Origin of the sequence: Flavobacterium celericrescens (genome assembly GCF_011392075.1) — a bacterium.
GTDB lineage: Bacteria > Bacteroidota > Bacteroidia > Flavobacteriales > Flavobacteriaceae > Flavobacterium > Flavobacterium celericrescens.
Genome location: NZ_JAAJBV010000003.1, coordinates 295887 through 309875, shown reverse-complemented (window position 1 = coordinate 309875; position 13989 = coordinate 295887). Strand labels below are relative to the sequence as shown.

Annotated in this window: 17 protein-coding genes; 10 read left to right on the top strand and 7 right to left on the bottom strand. The window is 32.5% G+C overall.

The genetic code is table 11. The features are described from left to right. Positions 1 to 91: 91 nt before the first annotated feature. On the bottom strand, positions 92 to 757 hold the full coding sequence (locus G4L40_RS06280) for an ABC transporter ATP-binding protein (RefSeq protein ID WP_166236346.1): 666 nt from the start codon (positions 755 to 757) through the stop codon (positions 92 to 94). Between the two features lie 272 nt (positions 758 to 1029). Here G4L40_RS06280 and msrA point away from each other — a divergent pair, with 272 nt between their 5' ends. Genes msrA through G4L40_RS06265 form a run of 3 tightly spaced genes read left to right on the top strand, consistent with a single transcriptional unit; the run spans position 1030 to position 2614 of the window. Beyond that, positions 1030 to 1557 carry a peptide-methionine (S)-S-oxide reductase MsrA gene (gene msrA / locus G4L40_RS06275; protein WP_207785339.1) on the top strand — a complete coding sequence of 176 codons (528 nt, stop codon included), beginning with the start codon at positions 1030 to 1032 and terminating at the stop codon, positions 1555 to 1557. A 14-nt stretch (positions 1558 to 1571) separates the two neighbouring features. Further along, positions 1572 to 2240 (top strand): GTP cyclohydrolase I FolE, encoded by a 669-nt coding sequence (gene folE / locus G4L40_RS06270; protein ID WP_166236344.1) that lies wholly within the window; start codon positions 1572 to 1574, stop codon positions 2238 to 2240. Positions 2241 to 2287: 47 nt separating this feature from the next. Continuing rightward, positions 2288 to 2614: a hypothetical protein gene (locus G4L40_RS06265; RefSeq protein WP_166236343.1), complete on the top strand. Its 327-nt coding sequence runs from the start codon at positions 2288 to 2290 to the stop codon at positions 2612 to 2614. Positions 2615 to 2623: 9 nt separating this feature from the next. Here the strand turns inward: G4L40_RS06265 and G4L40_RS06260 are convergent, their stop codons facing one another. From G4L40_RS06260 to G4L40_RS06235, 6 genes are all read right to left on the bottom strand, one after another. Continuing rightward, the gene (locus G4L40_RS06260) at positions 2624 to 2956 is read right to left on the bottom strand and encodes a DUF6787 family protein (RefSeq protein ID WP_166236342.1); all 333 of its coding nucleotides are present in this window, start codon (positions 2954 to 2956) and stop codon (positions 2624 to 2626) included. Between the two features lie 5 nt (positions 2957 to 2961). Further along, entirely contained in the window at positions 2962 to 3393 is a 432-nt protein-coding gene (locus tag G4L40_RS06255) for a DUF6146 family protein (protein ID WP_166236341.1), read from the bottom strand. 79 nt (positions 3394 to 3472) lie between these two features. Then, on the bottom strand, positions 3473 to 4027 hold the full coding sequence (locus G4L40_RS06250; protein ID WP_166236340.1) for a DUF937 domain-containing protein: 555 nt from the start codon (positions 4025 to 4027) through the stop codon (positions 3473 to 3475). A gap of 39 nt (positions 4028 to 4066) precedes the next feature. Then, positions 4067 to 5023: a D-2-hydroxyacid dehydrogenase gene (locus tag G4L40_RS06245; protein ID WP_166236339.1), complete on the bottom strand. Its 957-nt coding sequence runs from the start codon at positions 5021 to 5023 to the stop codon at positions 4067 to 4069. A gap of 46 nt (positions 5024 to 5069) precedes the next feature. Next, entirely contained in the window at positions 5070 to 6140 is a 1071-nt protein-coding gene (gene serC, locus G4L40_RS06240; RefSeq protein ID WP_166236338.1) for a 3-phosphoserine/phosphohydroxythreonine transaminase, read from the bottom strand. Between the two features lie 144 nt (positions 6141 to 6284). After that, positions 6285 to 7343 (bottom strand): acyl-CoA reductase, encoded by a 1059-nt coding sequence (locus tag G4L40_RS06235; protein ID WP_166236337.1) that lies wholly within the window; start codon positions 7341 to 7343, stop codon positions 6285 to 6287. A gap of 122 nt (positions 7344 to 7465) precedes the next feature. Here G4L40_RS06235 and G4L40_RS06230 point away from each other — a divergent pair, with 122 nt between their 5' ends. The 7 genes from G4L40_RS06230 to G4L40_RS06200 all read left to right on the top strand — a co-directional run bounded on the left by G4L40_RS06230 (position 7466) and on the right by G4L40_RS06200 (position 13989). Next, positions 7466 to 7816: a 4Fe-4S dicluster domain-containing protein gene (locus tag G4L40_RS06230; RefSeq protein ID WP_166236336.1), complete on the top strand. Its 351-nt coding sequence runs from the start codon at positions 7466 to 7468 to the stop codon at positions 7814 to 7816. Between the two features lie 140 nt (positions 7817 to 7956). Beyond that, on the top strand, positions 7957 to 9051 hold the full coding sequence (ychF, locus tag G4L40_RS06225) for a redox-regulated ATPase YchF (RefSeq protein ID WP_166236335.1): 1095 nt from the start codon (positions 7957 to 7959) through the stop codon (positions 9049 to 9051). 8 nt (positions 9052 to 9059) lie between these two features. Beyond that, on the top strand, positions 9060 to 10028 hold the full coding sequence (locus tag G4L40_RS06220; RefSeq protein WP_166236334.1) for a transglutaminase domain-containing protein: 969 nt from the start codon (positions 9060 to 9062) through the stop codon (positions 10026 to 10028). A gap of 49 nt (positions 10029 to 10077) precedes the next feature. Continuing rightward, positions 10078 to 10746: a hypothetical protein gene (locus G4L40_RS06215; protein WP_166236333.1), complete on the top strand. Its 669-nt coding sequence runs from the start codon at positions 10078 to 10080 to the stop codon at positions 10744 to 10746. Next, complete coding sequence (locus G4L40_RS06210) at positions 10743 to 11414, top strand: TIGR02117 family protein (protein WP_166236332.1); 672 nt, start codon at positions 10743 to 10745, stop codon at positions 11412 to 11414. The genes G4L40_RS06215 and G4L40_RS06210 overlap by 4 nt, the downstream gene beginning before the upstream one ends. Positions 11415 to 11435: 21 nt before the next feature. Then, entirely contained in the window at positions 11436 to 12011 is a 576-nt protein-coding gene (locus G4L40_RS06205) for a hypothetical protein (protein ID WP_166236331.1), read from the top strand. Between the two features lie 124 nt (positions 12012 to 12135). After that, entirely contained in the window at positions 12136 to 13989 is a 1854-nt protein-coding gene (locus G4L40_RS06200) for a DNA topoisomerase IV subunit B (RefSeq protein WP_026726247.1), read from the top strand.

Here is a 13989-nt window from a genome sequence, read left to right as displayed (position 1 = left end):
GTATATAAGTTCTTTTTGGAAAAAACTTAAATGTACTTTTAGTTACGTTTCAAAGTGAATTTAAGCTTATGTGACTTATATGTTTATCAATTTAAATAGTTACAATATTTCCATCCACCATCGTCAATTTTCTATCTGCCATGTTGGCCAATTCTTCATTATGAGTAACAATTACAAAGGTTTGCCCAAATTCGTCACGCAATTTAAAGAACAATTCGTGTAAGTTTTCTGCTGTATGTGTATCTAAATTTCCAGAAGGTTCATCTGCAAAAATAACTGCAGGCTTATTGATTAGTGCTCTTGCTACTGCCACACGTTGTTGTTCACCACCCGAAAGCTCGCTTGGTTTGTGATGTGTTCGTTCTGCCAAGCCTAAATAAGTTAACAAGCGTTTAGCTTCTGTTTCTACTTCTTTTTTATCTCTATTGGCAATAAAACCTGGAATACATACATTTTCTAAAGCTGTAAACTCAGGTAACAATTGATGAAATTGAAAAATAAAGCCCAAATGGGTGTTTCTAAACTTAGAAAGGGCCACATCTTTTAAATCCAATACCGATTCACCATTGATTTCTAATACAGTTCCAACTTCTTTTTTAGGAGCATCTAATGTGCCTAAAATTTGTAACAGAGTGGTTTTACCCGCTCCAGAAGCGCCTACAATAGAAACAATTTCACCTTTTTTAATATGTAAATCAACACCTTTTAAAACGTGTAACGTATCGTAAAATTTATGCAGATTTTTTGCAAGTATCATAATCCAAGATTTCTACAAAGAAACAAAGATTTTTGAGGAATAAAAAAACTATTCGATGCCAATTGTCGTAAATCAAAGTATAAAGTTTCGTTAAAAAAGGTTTTGTGTTTAATTTATAACTAAATTTGTTAAACAAAAAATGAATTATGAAAAGTAAATTTAAGTGGATGCCGTTCTTTTTTGGTTTGCTAGTAATGTCATGCACCGCAAAAGAAAAGCCAGTGATAATACAAGAATTCAAAGAACCAGTAAAAAGTAACACAACAATAGGTATGGAAACAGCAACATTTGCAGGCGGATGTTTTTGGTGCACAGAGGCCATTTTTTTAGAAATAAAAGGAGTAGAGAAAGTAGTTTCGGGTTATATAGGCGGTACTACTGAAAATCCTACGTATCGCAATATTTGCACAGGAACTACAGGGCATGCAGAAGCAATTCAAATTACCTTTAATCCAGAAGAAGTAGCGTATGAAGATTTGTTAGAAGTGTTCTTTGCTACACACGACCCCACAACACTGAATCGTCAAGGTGCTGATGTGGGTACACAATATAGAAGTGAAATATTCTATCACTCATTAACTCAAAAACAACAAGCAGAAAACTACATAGCTCTAATTGAAAAGGAAAAGTTATATGAGCAAGCTATTGTAACCAAAGTATCAGCAGCTACAGTGTTTTATCCAGCGGAAGATTACCATCAAAACTACTACAATCAAAATGCAGAACAAGGTTATTGTCAAATGGTGATTGCACCAAAATTAGAAAAGCTCCGAAAATATTACAAATCAAAGTTAAAATAGAAGGAAAAATAGCTATGAATACAACTATTGAAAAAGAAATATACGATATAATTGGTGATAACCACCAAATGACTTCTGCCGATACACCGCTACGTCCAGATGCTTTTGTAAAATCGGATGCTGCTAAAATGGAAGTTATTGCGGAGCATTTTGAAATCATTATGAAAGAATTAGGATTAGATTTAACTGATGATAGTTTGCAAGGAACTCCACAACGAGTAGCAAAAATGTTTGTACAAGAAATCTTTTCGGGATTAAATCCAGCAAATAAACCTAAAATATCTGTTTTTGAAAATTCGTATCAATATGATAAAATGTTAGTAGAAGCAAATATTAATTTTAATTCTACTTGTGAGCATCATTTTTTACCTATTGTTGGTAAAGCACATATTGGTTATGTTTCTTCAGGAAAAGTAATTGGATTATCAAAATTGAATCGAATTGTAGATTATTATGCCCGAAGACCTCAAGTGCAAGAGCGTATGATTATGCAAATTTTCAACGAGTTAAAAGCTGTACTAGCAACCGACAATGTAATCATTGTAATGGAAGCGACGCATTTGTGTGTTTCAAGTAGAGGTATTAAAGATGAGAGTAGCTATACTTCAACATTGCAGTATGGAGGTGTTTTTAATCAGAAAGAATTCCGTGATGATTTTTATAAAATGATTCATAAGGCATAATTTGGCATTTGTTTTGTATATTCGTAATAGAATTTACATAAACTATAATGGCAGAAGAAGTAACTAATCCAGTAATAAATAACCCTGTTCAACCAGTTAAAAATGATAGAGCCTCAAAGCTAATTTTGAGTTTATTATTTGATGGAATAGGAATGTTATCTTATCTAGTCCCTGTATTTGGTGAAGCAATAGATATTTTCTGGGCACCCATTTCAGGATTATTACTAGTGTTGATGTTTAAAGGAACTGCGGGTAAATTAGCAGGTATTTTCGGTTTTATAGAAGAAATGATTCCATTTGTAGATGTAGTACCAACATTTACAATCACTTGGTTTTATACCTACGTTATCAAAGGCGGTAAAGGACAAGAATAAAAAAGGAGCTTATTGCTCCTTTTTAAATTTTGAATCAAAAAACCTTGCGATAAAGCCCAGTTTCATACGCTCAAGCATCTTCTTTTCAAATTTCCAAAAGAAATCAAATTGTCCGAATAGAAAACCAACCAATACCAACAATACTTGATAAATAGGAAATATAAGTACCAATCGCAAAACTCTATACAACCAATGCGGTTGAAACGTTTCTGGAATACCAATTAAGGTTAAAAAAGGTTTAGCCAATTGTAATGAGCTAAAACCAGTAATTGCAAATACAATAAAAATAAGGGTTAATTGCCAATTACTTTTGACATTCCAGCGTTCTTTAAGTTTTTTCATAAATGTTATATTCTTGGAACAAATCCTCCTAATTGTTGTTTATTTGTTAATTGAAAATAGACCAAATAGTTGTAAATCATATAATTTACTTCATATCCATAATCGGTACTATTGTCATAATTAATAGCCATTTCATACAAATTTGGATTGTATTGTGAAGGAAACATCACTCTTCTGTTCCATTCGGTAACCCAAAATCTATTTCTAGCTTCTAAATAAGATTGTGAATAGTAATTTCTAGGTCTTGCATGTGTATTAAACCAAGAGGTAAAGCCACCATCAATTATAATTACTTCATATTCTAAAGCTTCATTAGCAATATGAATAGTGTCGCTTTTTAAAGTTGGCTTATCTTCAAAAGTTTTTTGCGTTTTTGAACTAGTACAAGCTATAAGTACAGAAAAAACCATCGATAAAAGTAAAATAGCATATTTCATAACTTCACTTATTTAGAAAGGTTAAAGATAAAAAAAAGCATCGATATTACCGATGCTTTTAACACTTATAATTGAAATTTTACTTTCCAAATAGTTTTCCAAGTAAACCGCCTAATCCACCTTTTTTAGAAACGGCAGCCACAGCATCACTCATGCCAACTTTTCCGTCTCCATCTTGGTCTAGACCAAATTGTCCACCATATTTTGAAACAGCGTCCATTAATCCACCACCTTGACCACCAGAAATAGCGCTTACTAAATCGCTCATGTTAAATCCAGGTTGGTTTGGATCTTTAGCTTTATTAACTAATCCGCCAAGAATTTGAGGGATTAATCCACCTGCAACGCTTCCAGCTGCATCAGATGATAAACCAAATTTTTCACCTAAATTGCCAGTTACTTTTTCCGTCAATTGTTGTACCACTGGATTGTTTCCGTCGATAGGCGTGTTACCACTTAACATTCCAGTTAAATCGCTAATGTTTCCACTAGCTACCATATCTTTTAAACCTGAAAGGATTGAACCTCCGGCTTCTTGCATTACAGCATCATTTTGTTCATTAGGCACTGCTGGATTGTTTACTACAGCATCGCCACCAAATTGTTTTACTAATTCTGAAAGTTGTTCAAACATAATTTTAGGGATTTTTTGTTTAGATAAAGATACTAATTTTTAGTTATTTTTCAATAAGCTAATAATTTGTTCAGCAAGTTCTGTACCAATTCTATCTTGTGCTTCTTCAGTTGCGGCACCAATATGTGGTGTTAATGAAATTTTTGGATGCATTAAAATCTGGATTTCTGGAGTTGGTTCTTTTTCAAAAACATCTAATCCTGCAAACAATACTTTTTCTTCATCTAAAGCTTCTATTAAGGCAACTTCATTAATCACACCGCCACGAGCACAGTTTACAATTCCAACATTATCTTTCATTAATTGAAACTCTTCTTTATCAATTACATAACCCTCTTGCGCAGGTACATGTAATGTAATAAAATCGGAATGTTTGAAAATATCTTCCAATGGTTCTGTAACGATATCTACGTTAATAAATTGACCGTTATAAAAATCCACACGAATTACAGCTTCGTTCACATATTTATCGGCAGCGATAACTTTCATGCCTAATCCTAAAGCCATTTTAGCCACAGCTTGTCCAATACGACCAAAACCAATAATTCCTAATGTTTTTCCACGAAGTTCAATTCCATTTGCATAGGCTTTTTTCAAACCATCAAAGTTAGTATCTCCTTCTAATGGCATATTTCTATTAGCATCATGTAAAAAGCGAACGCCAGTAAATAAATGAGCAAAAACCAATTCAGCAACACTTTCAGATGAAGATGCTGGCGTATTAATTACATGCAATCCTTTTTCACGAGCATAAGCTACATCAATGTTATCCATTCCAACACCACCACGACCAATAATTTTTAAGCCTGGACAAGCATCAATGATATCTTTTCTAACTTTTGTTGCACTTCTTACCAAAATTACTTTTACATCATGAGTATTGATAAAATTAGCCACTTGCTCTTGAGCTACTTTTGTAGTAATTACTTCAAAACCTCCTTTTTCTAATGCTTTGATACCACTTTTTGAAATTCCGTCGTTTGCTAAAACTTTCATTTTGTTTTTATTTTTAAGCTAGTTACTATTTACTAGTCACTAATTACTAAATATTTTTCTCTAATTCTTGCATTACATCAACTAAAACTTGAACGCTTTCAATTGGTAACGCATTGTACATTGAAGCTCTATAGCCACCAACCGAACGGTGTCCCGCTAAACCAGAAATTCCAGCTGCTTTCCACATCGCGTCAAATTTTTCTTGGTGTGCTTCGTTCTCCAATAAAAAAGTTGCGTTCATGTTACTTCTATCTTCTTTAGCTGCTGTTCCTTTAAATAATGGATTTCTGTCGATTTCTGTATAAAGTAAGTTTGCTTTTGCTTCGTTGATTTTTTCAATAGCAGCAATTCCGCCTAAGTTTTTCAACCATTGTAAGGTTAAAAGTGAAGCATAGATAGGAAATACTGGCGGTGTATTGTACATACTTTCTTTGGCAATATGTTGTTGATAATCTAACATATTTGGAATAGTTCTTCCAGTTTTTCCTAAGATTTCTTCTTTAATTACAACCAAAGTAGTTCCAGCCGGACCCATATTTTTTTGTGCTCCAGCATAAATTAAATCAAATTTTGAAAAATCTAATACACGTGAAAAAATATCTGAACTCATATCACAAACCAACGGAACATTAGTTGTTGGAAATGATTTCATTTGGGTTCCAAAAATAGTATTGTTGCTCGTGCAGTGAAAATACGATGCATCAGTAGGTATTGAATACTCTTTTGGAATATGATTATAATTTTCTGGTTTTGAGGAAGCTACAACAACTGTTTCTCCAAAGTGTTTCGCTTCTTTAATAGCGCTGTTTGCCCAAGTTCCTGTATCTAAATAAGCAGCTTTTCCGTCAACTTTCATTAAATTATAAGGAACCATTAAAAATTCTAAACTAGCGCCACCAGATAAAAATAAAGCTTGGTATCCTTTGCCCTCTAATCCTAAAAGTTCTAAAACTAATGCTCTTGCTTCTTCCATTACGGCAACGAAATCTTTACTTCGGTGCGAAATTTCTAAAATAGATAATCCAGAATTGTTGAAATCTAAAATTGATTGCGCCGATTTTTCAAAAACTTCTTGAGGAAGAATACATGGACCCGCGCTGTAGTTGTGTTTTTTCATTGTATTTGTTGTAGTTATGTATGTGTTTTAAAAAAGGCAAATTTCGGAAATAGCTACTAAAAATCGAGTTATAATTTAATAATAATTAGGCTATGTTATTAACGAAAACGTTGTATATTTTACAAATAAATACAAATAATGTAATTATATTTTTGACAAAAAGGACAAAGTGTCTACATTATCTGCATAATCCCAAAGCTTAGGTTGTTGCGTTTGTCCAAAAGAAACACTATTTTCAATTAGATTATTTGAAACTATGCACTGAATTTGTTCTAAATCATTATTTAATCGTGAATTGACTTCATTTAAGTTGTCATAAAATTCATAGAATACCGATGAAATAGGAGAGGAATAGCTTGAATCTTCTTTAATCGTCATGAATTCATTGTCCAATAATTGAAAATTACTCATCAAGAAAACCGCTTTGTTGTAATCGTAATTGTTTGCATATTTTTCATACTGAATTACCTCACGAAATTCGTACATAGCTTTGAAGAAATTATCAAAATTATACCCTTTTGGAACAAAAAGTTTGGATACATTACGACATCCTAAACCAAAATATCGAAAAATATCTTCGCCTAGACCCACTAAATCTTCATGTGTTTCTGTTCCATCTAAAACGGCAACCGAATTTCTATTTTTACGAATGATACTCGGTTTATCTTTGAAATAATATTCAAAATAGCGCGCTGTGTTATTGCTTCCTGTGGCAATTACGGCATCAAAACCTTCTAATTTTCCTTCAACAAACGTTATTTTTGAGTTAAGTTCTGGTTGAATCGCAATTAAATATTTTGCTAAAAATTTCAATAAATGTTGGTCGTTTGATGAGGTTTTTACCAATACATCATGACCCGAAATCAATACCGAAAGAAAATCATGAAAACCCACTAACGGAATATTTCCTGCTAAAATTAATCCTGTTTTCTTAGGCTCAGTTTTTGAGAAATCGTAGTTAGAAAGCCACTGATTTAGGTTGTCTTCTGTTAAGGCTTTTGCCCAAGATTGAACGCTAAACTGTACTTGCTCAGGTGTAAACCAACCGTTGTGCGATTGCGAAAGTTCAATCAAATTAGCAAATTCATCAAAGAACAAATCGTTCTGTAAAACCGATGCTACTTTAACGTTTCCTTCTTCAGAAAATTGACCTAAGAAATTCCCTAATTCAACAAAACTCGATTTTATTTCACTTTGTAACATTTGTAACTTGTTTATATGTGGTTTACGTTGTAATTTTGCACAAAAATAATCATTTAGTTAGACTAAAAGTAGATTTTTATAAAACTTCTAACTTCTAACTTCTAACTTCTAACTTTGAAGATATGGCAATTATAATAACAGACGAATGTATTAACTGTGGAGCTTGTGAACCAGAATGTCCAAACACAGCAATTTATGAAGGTGCAGATGATTGGAGATGGAAAGATGGTACGAAATTAAACGGAAAAGTAATTTTACCTGATGGAACTGAGGTAGATTCAGATGCAGCTCAAACGCCGATTTCAGATGATATTTATTACATTGTTCCAGGAAAATGTACAGAATGTAAAGGTTTTCACGAAGAGCCACAATGTGCTGCTGTTTGTCCGGTAGATTGTTGTGTGCCGGATGATAATCACGTAGAAAGCGAAGAAACATTGTTAAATAGACAATCGTTTTTACATAACGAATAAATAAAGTTCCCGATTTATATCGGGATTTTTTTTGTCTTTTTTGATTTTATTATTTTTTTCGATTAATAGAAGTATATTTGCACACTTTTAAAAATTATATTAACTTTTAATTAAAGTCCCCTTTGGGGATTTAGGGGCTTATGAAAGCAGGAATTGTAGGATTGCCAAATGTTGGAAAATCAACTTTATTTAATTGTTTATCAAACGCAAAAGCGCAAAGTGCTAACTTTCCGTTTTGTACTATAGAACCTAATATTGGAGTAGTAAACGTTCCAGATCCGCGTATTGCTCGTTTAGAGGAATTGGTAAAACCAGAGCGTGTTCAAATGGCAACGGTGGATATCGTAGATATTGCAGGTTTGGTAAAAGGAGCAAGTAAAGGAGAAGGTTTAGGAAATCAATTCTTAGGAAACATTAGAGAGTGTAACGCCATTATTCACGTTTTACGTTGTTTTGATAACGATAATATCGTACACGTTGATGGAAATGTAAATCCAATTCGCGATAAAGAAACGATTGATATCGAATTGCAATTAAAAGATTTGGAAACGGTTGAAAAACGTTTAGAAAAAACCAATCGTGCTGCTAAAACAGGAAACAAAGAAGCTCAAGCTGAAAAAGCGTTGTTAGATAGAATTCGTGAAACTTTATTAGCTGGAAAATCAGCTCGTACTGTAGTTCCTCAAAATCAAGATGAGGTAGAGATGATGGAGGAATTCCAATTAATCACTACAAAACCAGTTTTGTATGTTTGTAACGTGGACGAAGCATCGGCGGTAAACGGAAACAAATATGTAGACCAAGTTCGTGAATTAGTTAAAGATGAAAATGCAGAAGTAATCATTCTTTCAGTAGGAGCAGAAGCAGATATCACCGAATTAGAAAGCTACGAAGAGCGTCAAGTTTTCTTAGAAGACATGGGATTAACTGAGCCAGGTTCGGCAGTTTTGATTCGTGCAGCTTATAAATTATTAAAATTACAAACCTATTTCACGGCTGGTGTTAAAGAAGTTCGTGCTTGGACAATCAACATCGGAGATACAGCTCCAAAAGCTGCAGGAGTAATCCACACCGATTTCGAAAAAGGATTTATCCGTGCAGAAGTAATTGCTTTTGAAGATTTCTCAAATTATGGATCAGAAGCAAAAGTAAAAGAAGCTGGAAAATTAAGAGTAGAAGGAAAAGAATACATTGTTAAAGATGGTGATGTAATGCATTTTAGATTTAATGTGTAAATTAATTTATGAAATATTATCTTTCCCTAAGTTTTTGTTTGTTTTTTTCAATAATTTCATATTCACAAGACTATAGTTTAATTGATGAAAAAGTAAAGCAGTATCCCAAAGATTATTTAAAAATAGATGATTTAATTAAAGATTTTAAAAAAGATTTTTCTTCAAAAATAGAATTAACTAGGGCAGTTTTTTATTGGGTATCAAATAACATTGAATATGATGTGGATTTGTTTAAAAAAATGAGTGATAGTGATATTTATGTATTTAAATATAAGACCGAAGAAGAAAGAATAAGTAAAGAGAAAAAATTTAATGAAGATTTAGCTTTAAGTACTTTTAAATCTAAGAAAGCGGTTTGTAATGGTTATGCAGCCATAGTTGGATATCTTTTAAATAAGTTAGAGATCGAATCTAATATTATTAGAGGGGATTTAAAAGGAGATCTTGGACAGATTGGTTTAAAACCAATAACAAACCATGCATGGAATATTGTTAAAATAAATGGTGTATGGAATAATATAGATTGTACGCTTTCTGCTGGAATTATTTCAAACAAAACAGGTAAATTTGAGTATTTGTTTAACGACAAGTATTTTTTGATGGATTCTAGCTTGTTTTATCTAAATCATTATCCAGAAAATAATAAGGAAGAAATTGCTCCGTTTTCAAAAAGCGAATATCAAAAATTCCCTTTATATTTTGATTTATACTTTAAGAAAGATTTTGAAATTAAATCAAATAAAACAGGATTAATTTCTTTAAGTTTAGACAAAAAAATTCAATTTTTTATTGATAATTTTGATTTTGAAACAACTTATTTCGAATATATGTTTTCAGACGAAAAAGAGTCACATTATTTAGAAACAAATACAAAAAACTTTTCGACTGAGGTTCAAATTGAAAATAAATCAGAGAACACTTTTTTGATAATTTTAATTAATAGAGAACCATTAATGGCATATAAAATTATTAAATAGAATTTTTAAAAAGGCACGATGTTTGTATTGGCAAAACAAAACAAACACTATGAAAAACCTTTTAATTTTATTAGCTTCAATGCTCTTATTTTTTTCTTGCAAAGAACGAGCAGCACACCCTATTGGTAATACATATTATTATCAAGAACCACAGCCTATCAATGATTCAGAGTTAAATTCAATTCCAAATAAATATTTAGGATTGTATGTAAATGAAGATTCTATCTATTTGAATGTTTCAAAAAGAATGATTGCAGAAGAGAGTTTTTTTAAATTCCGAATTCATAAAAACAGTTTAGATTCTTTAAGTAATGAATTGATAAAAATTAATGGAAAATATAAATTTAAAAATGAAACTACATTTTTAGAAGATAAAATAATTGGTGATTCTATAGAATTCTCTCAGAAGGAAATTGATACTTTGTTTATCTTCTCTGATAAACAAAAAGCAAAACGCATTAATGGTAAGTTGGTTATAAGTGATAAAGATTCTATTTATTGGCAATCTAAATTGGTTTATTTGAATAAAAATGAATTGGTAATCAAGTATTTGTATTCAGATGACGATTTAAGAAAACTAGATTCTATAACTAAAATAAAATCCAAAAAAATAGATTCTACAACATATGTAATTTCTCCATCAAGGTCAGAATTTAAAAGATTTTTTGAAGTTACAAACTTTGGTTTCGATATCAAATATAAAAAAGTTTCTAAATGAAAATTATCAAAAAACTGCTGAAATATATTGCGATTTTCGTTCTATCATTGGTAACATATTTGATAGTTGTAACATTACTTTCGTATATTCCTGTAAATGATGATTTGGTTAAAAGTAGGAAAGAAATTCCCATCTACATTCTAACAAACGGCGTTCACACGGATATTGTTTTACCAATTAAAAATGAACATTACGATTGGACTTCCCAACTCAAATTCGACCATACTAAATCAAAAGACACTACGTATCAATATGTAGCTTTAGGTTGGGGCGACAAAGGTTTTTATTTAGAAACACCAACTTGGGCTGACTTAAAAACAAGTACAGCAGTAAAAGCGGCTACAGGCTTGAGTTCATCAGCAATGCATGTGACGTTTTATAAAAGTTTGAAAGAGAACAAATCTTGTAAAAAGATTCAAATTTCGTTAGAGAATTACAAAAAAATGATTGCATTTATTAACGAATCTTTCCAAACCAAATCAGGAGAATTCCTAAAAATAGAAACCGATGCCGTTTACGGAAAACATGATGTTTTTTATGAAGCCAACGGAAGTTATTCGCTATTTTACACTTGCAATTCTTGGGCAAACCAAGCCTTAAAAGCAGCCAATCAAAAAGCTGCTCTTTGGACAATTTCAGATAGTGGGATTTTTAGGCATTATGAATAACAGAATGATTATTTTTATAAAATGAAATTATTTTTATTTGCTCTGATTCCAACTATGTTTTTTGGGACTAAAAAAGATTTAGTTAATACTAACAAATTCAACAATCATAAAGTTACAGATACGATAAAAAATGTTGATACGCTTTTAATTGGAGATTTGAATTCGGATAAAATTCCAGATACAATATTTCGAATTTATCCTCAAATGATAAATGCAACAGAAGATTATGACGGAGATTGTGTAAATAACGCTTGTGATGTTACGTTTAAGTTTTCGTTTACAGATCAACAGATTGTAATCTATAATGCAATTGGTGCCGGAATTGAGAATTTAGGAGATATCAATAAAGATGGATTTTGTGAGTTTGTAATTTTCCCACATTGGTTTATCGGTTGTTGGGGGAAGATTCAATATTTTACTTTCAAGAATAATGAATGGAAAAATTTCGGTTTTGCTCGTGCAAATATCTGTGAAGAAGTGACTTTTGAAAAACATGTAAAGATAATTTCTACAAGGAAAATAAAAGTTATGGAAGTTTATCCAAACAAAGATTATTCTGAAATGCTACAAAGATATAAAACGCTAAAGTTGGATTAATTTTCATCTTTCCTCTTTCCACTTTTTTCTATCTTCTTAACCATATTTTGTCAATAACTTCTCGGTTTTTGGCTTTCAATCTTTGGAGATAAATGCTATATTGCACAAAATCCAAAATCTGTCTATGTTAGAGCAAAATCAATATACCGAAGACAATATACGTTCGCTCGATTGGAAAGAGCACATTCGTATGCGTCCGGGTATGTATATCGGAAAATTAGGTGACGGTTCATCGCCTGATGATGGTATTTACATTCTGTTAAAGGAAGTTATGGACAACTGTATCGATGAATTCGTTATGGGTGCCGGAAAAACCATTGAAGTCACTATCAAAGATAAATTGGTAACCGTTCGCGATTACGGTCGAGGCATTCCATTAGGAAAAGTGGTCGATGTAGTTTCCAAAATGAACACAGGAGGAAAATACGATTCTAAAGCCTTCAAAAAATCCGTTGGTTTAAATGGTGTCGGAACAAAAGCCGTAAATGCCCTTTCGAATTATTTCCGAGTAGAATCAGTTCGCGATAACCAACAAAAAGCAGCCGAATTCTCAGCAGGAAATCTAACGCTGGAAGAAGACATTCAAGAAACTACAAAGCGCAAAGGAACCAAAGTTTCTTTCGTGGCCGATGATACGATTTTCAAAAATTACAAATACCGAAACGAGTATATCATCAAGATGCTCAAAAACTATTGCTATTTAAATCGCGGTTTGACGATTTATTACAATGGTGAAAAATACGTTTCAGACTATGGATTGAAAGATTTATTGGAAGAAAATATTTCGGCTGAAGATATGGTATATCCTATCATTCACTTGGAAGGCGATGATATCGAAGTTGCTATTACACACAGTAAATCGCAATATTCAGAAGAATACCATTCGTTCGTAAACGGACAAAATACCACGCAAGGTGGAACGCATTTAGGTGCTTTCCGTGAGGCAATTGTAAAAACCATCAAAGAGTTTTACAACAAACCTTTCGAAGCTTCCGATATTCGTAAATCGATTGTGTCTGCGGTTTCCGTGAAAGTAGAAGAACCAGTATTCGAATCACAAACGAAAACCAAATTAGGTTCTACCGATATCGGTCCAAATGGTCCAACGGTTCGTACGTTCGTAAATGATTTCATCAAAACGAATTTAGATAACTTTTTACATAAGAACCCTGAAGTAGCCGATGCGTTATTGCGTAAGATCTTACAAGCCGAGCGTGAACGTAAAGAACTTTCTGGAATTCGAAAATTAGCCAAAGAACGTGCTAAAAAAGCAAGTTTACATAATAAAAAATTACGCGACTGCCGTGTGCATTTAACCGATGCTAAAAATCCAAGAAGTTTAGAAAGTACGCTTTTTATTACCGAGGGAGATTCGGCTTCAGGTTCGATTACCAAAAGTCGTGATGTGAATACACAAGCGGTTTTCAGTTTACGTGGAAAGCCCTTGAATTCTTACGGAATGACGAAAAAAATCGTGTACGAAAACGAAGAATTCAACTTATTGCAAGCCGCATTAGACATTGAAGAATCGATGGAAGATTTACGCTACAACAACATCGTAATCGCCACCGATGCCGACGTCGATGGTATGCACATTCGCTTGTTGTTAATTACGTTTTTCTTGCAGTTTTTCCCAGAGTTAATTAAAGACGGACACTTGTATATTTTGCAAACGCCATTATTCCGTGTGCGAAATAAGAAAGAAACGATTTATTGCTACAGCGAAGAAGAACGAGTAAACGCTATCGAAAAACTAAAACCAAAACCAGAAATCACCCGATTCAAAGGATTAGGGGAGATTTCGCCAGATGAGTTCAAGCATTTCATAGGACAAGACATTCGCTTAGATCCAGTCATGTTAGATAAAGCCACCACGATTGAAACGTTGTTAGAGTTCTACATGGGTAAAAATACCCCAGACCGACAAGAGTTCATCATCAATAATTTGAAAGTAGAATTGGATGTTGTTGAGAAGTAG

Bases quoted from the DNA above. Each gene is read 5' to 3' on its own strand.
- G4L40_RS06255 (WP_166236341.1), bottom strand. From the start codon at position 3,393: ATGAAATATGCTATTTTACTTTTATCGATGGTTTTTTCTGTACTTATA.
- G4L40_RS06210 (WP_166236332.1), top strand. From the start codon at position 10,743: ATGAAAATTATCAAAAAACTGCTGAAATATATTGCGATTTTCGTTCTA.
- msrA (WP_207785339.1), top strand. From the start codon at position 1,030: ATGGAAACAGCAACATTTGCAGGCGGATGTTTTTGGTGCACAGAGGCC.
- G4L40_RS06215 (WP_166236333.1), top strand. From the start codon at position 10,078: ATGAAAAACCTTTTAATTTTATTAGCTTCAATGCTCTTATTTTTTTCT.
- folE (WP_166236344.1), top strand. From the start codon at position 1,572: ATGAATACAACTATTGAAAAAGAAATATACGATATAATTGGTGATAAC.
- G4L40_RS06245 (WP_166236339.1), bottom strand. From the start codon at position 5,023: ATGAAAGTTTTAGCAAACGACGGAATTTCAAAAAGTGGTATCAAAGCA.
- G4L40_RS06260 (WP_166236342.1), bottom strand. From the start codon at position 2,956: ATGAAAAAACTTAAAGAACGCTGGAATGTCAAAAGTAATTGGCAATTA.
- G4L40_RS06265 (WP_166236343.1), top strand. From the start codon at position 2,288: ATGGCAGAAGAAGTAACTAATCCAGTAATAAATAACCCTGTTCAACCA.
- G4L40_RS06230 (WP_166236336.1), top strand. From the start codon at position 7,466: ATGGCAATTATAATAACAGACGAATGTATTAACTGTGGAGCTTGTGAA.
- serC (WP_166236338.1), bottom strand. From the start codon at position 6,140: ATGAAAAAACACAACTACAGCGCGGGTCCATGTATTCTTCCTCAAGAA.
- G4L40_RS06250 (WP_166236340.1), bottom strand. From the start codon at position 4,027: ATGTTTGAACAACTTTCAGAATTAGTAAAACAATTTGGTGGCGATGCT.
- ychF (WP_166236335.1), top strand. From the start codon at position 7,957: ATGAAAGCAGGAATTGTAGGATTGCCAAATGTTGGAAAATCAACTTTA.
- G4L40_RS06280 (WP_166236346.1), bottom strand. From the start codon at position 757: ATGATACTTGCAAAAAATCTGCATAAATTTTACGATACGTTACACGTT.
- G4L40_RS06200 (WP_026726247.1), top strand. From the start codon at position 12,136: ATGTTAGAGCAAAATCAATATACCGAAGACAATATACGTTCGCTCGAT.
- G4L40_RS06205 (WP_166236331.1), top strand. From the start codon at position 11,436: ATGAAATTATTTTTATTTGCTCTGATTCCAACTATGTTTTTTGGGACT.
- G4L40_RS06235 (WP_166236337.1), bottom strand. From the start codon at position 7,343: ATGTTACAAAGTGAAATAAAATCGAGTTTTGTTGAATTAGGGAATTTC.
- G4L40_RS06220 (WP_166236334.1), top strand. From the start codon at position 9,060: ATGAAATATTATCTTTCCCTAAGTTTTTGTTTGTTTTTTTCAATAATT.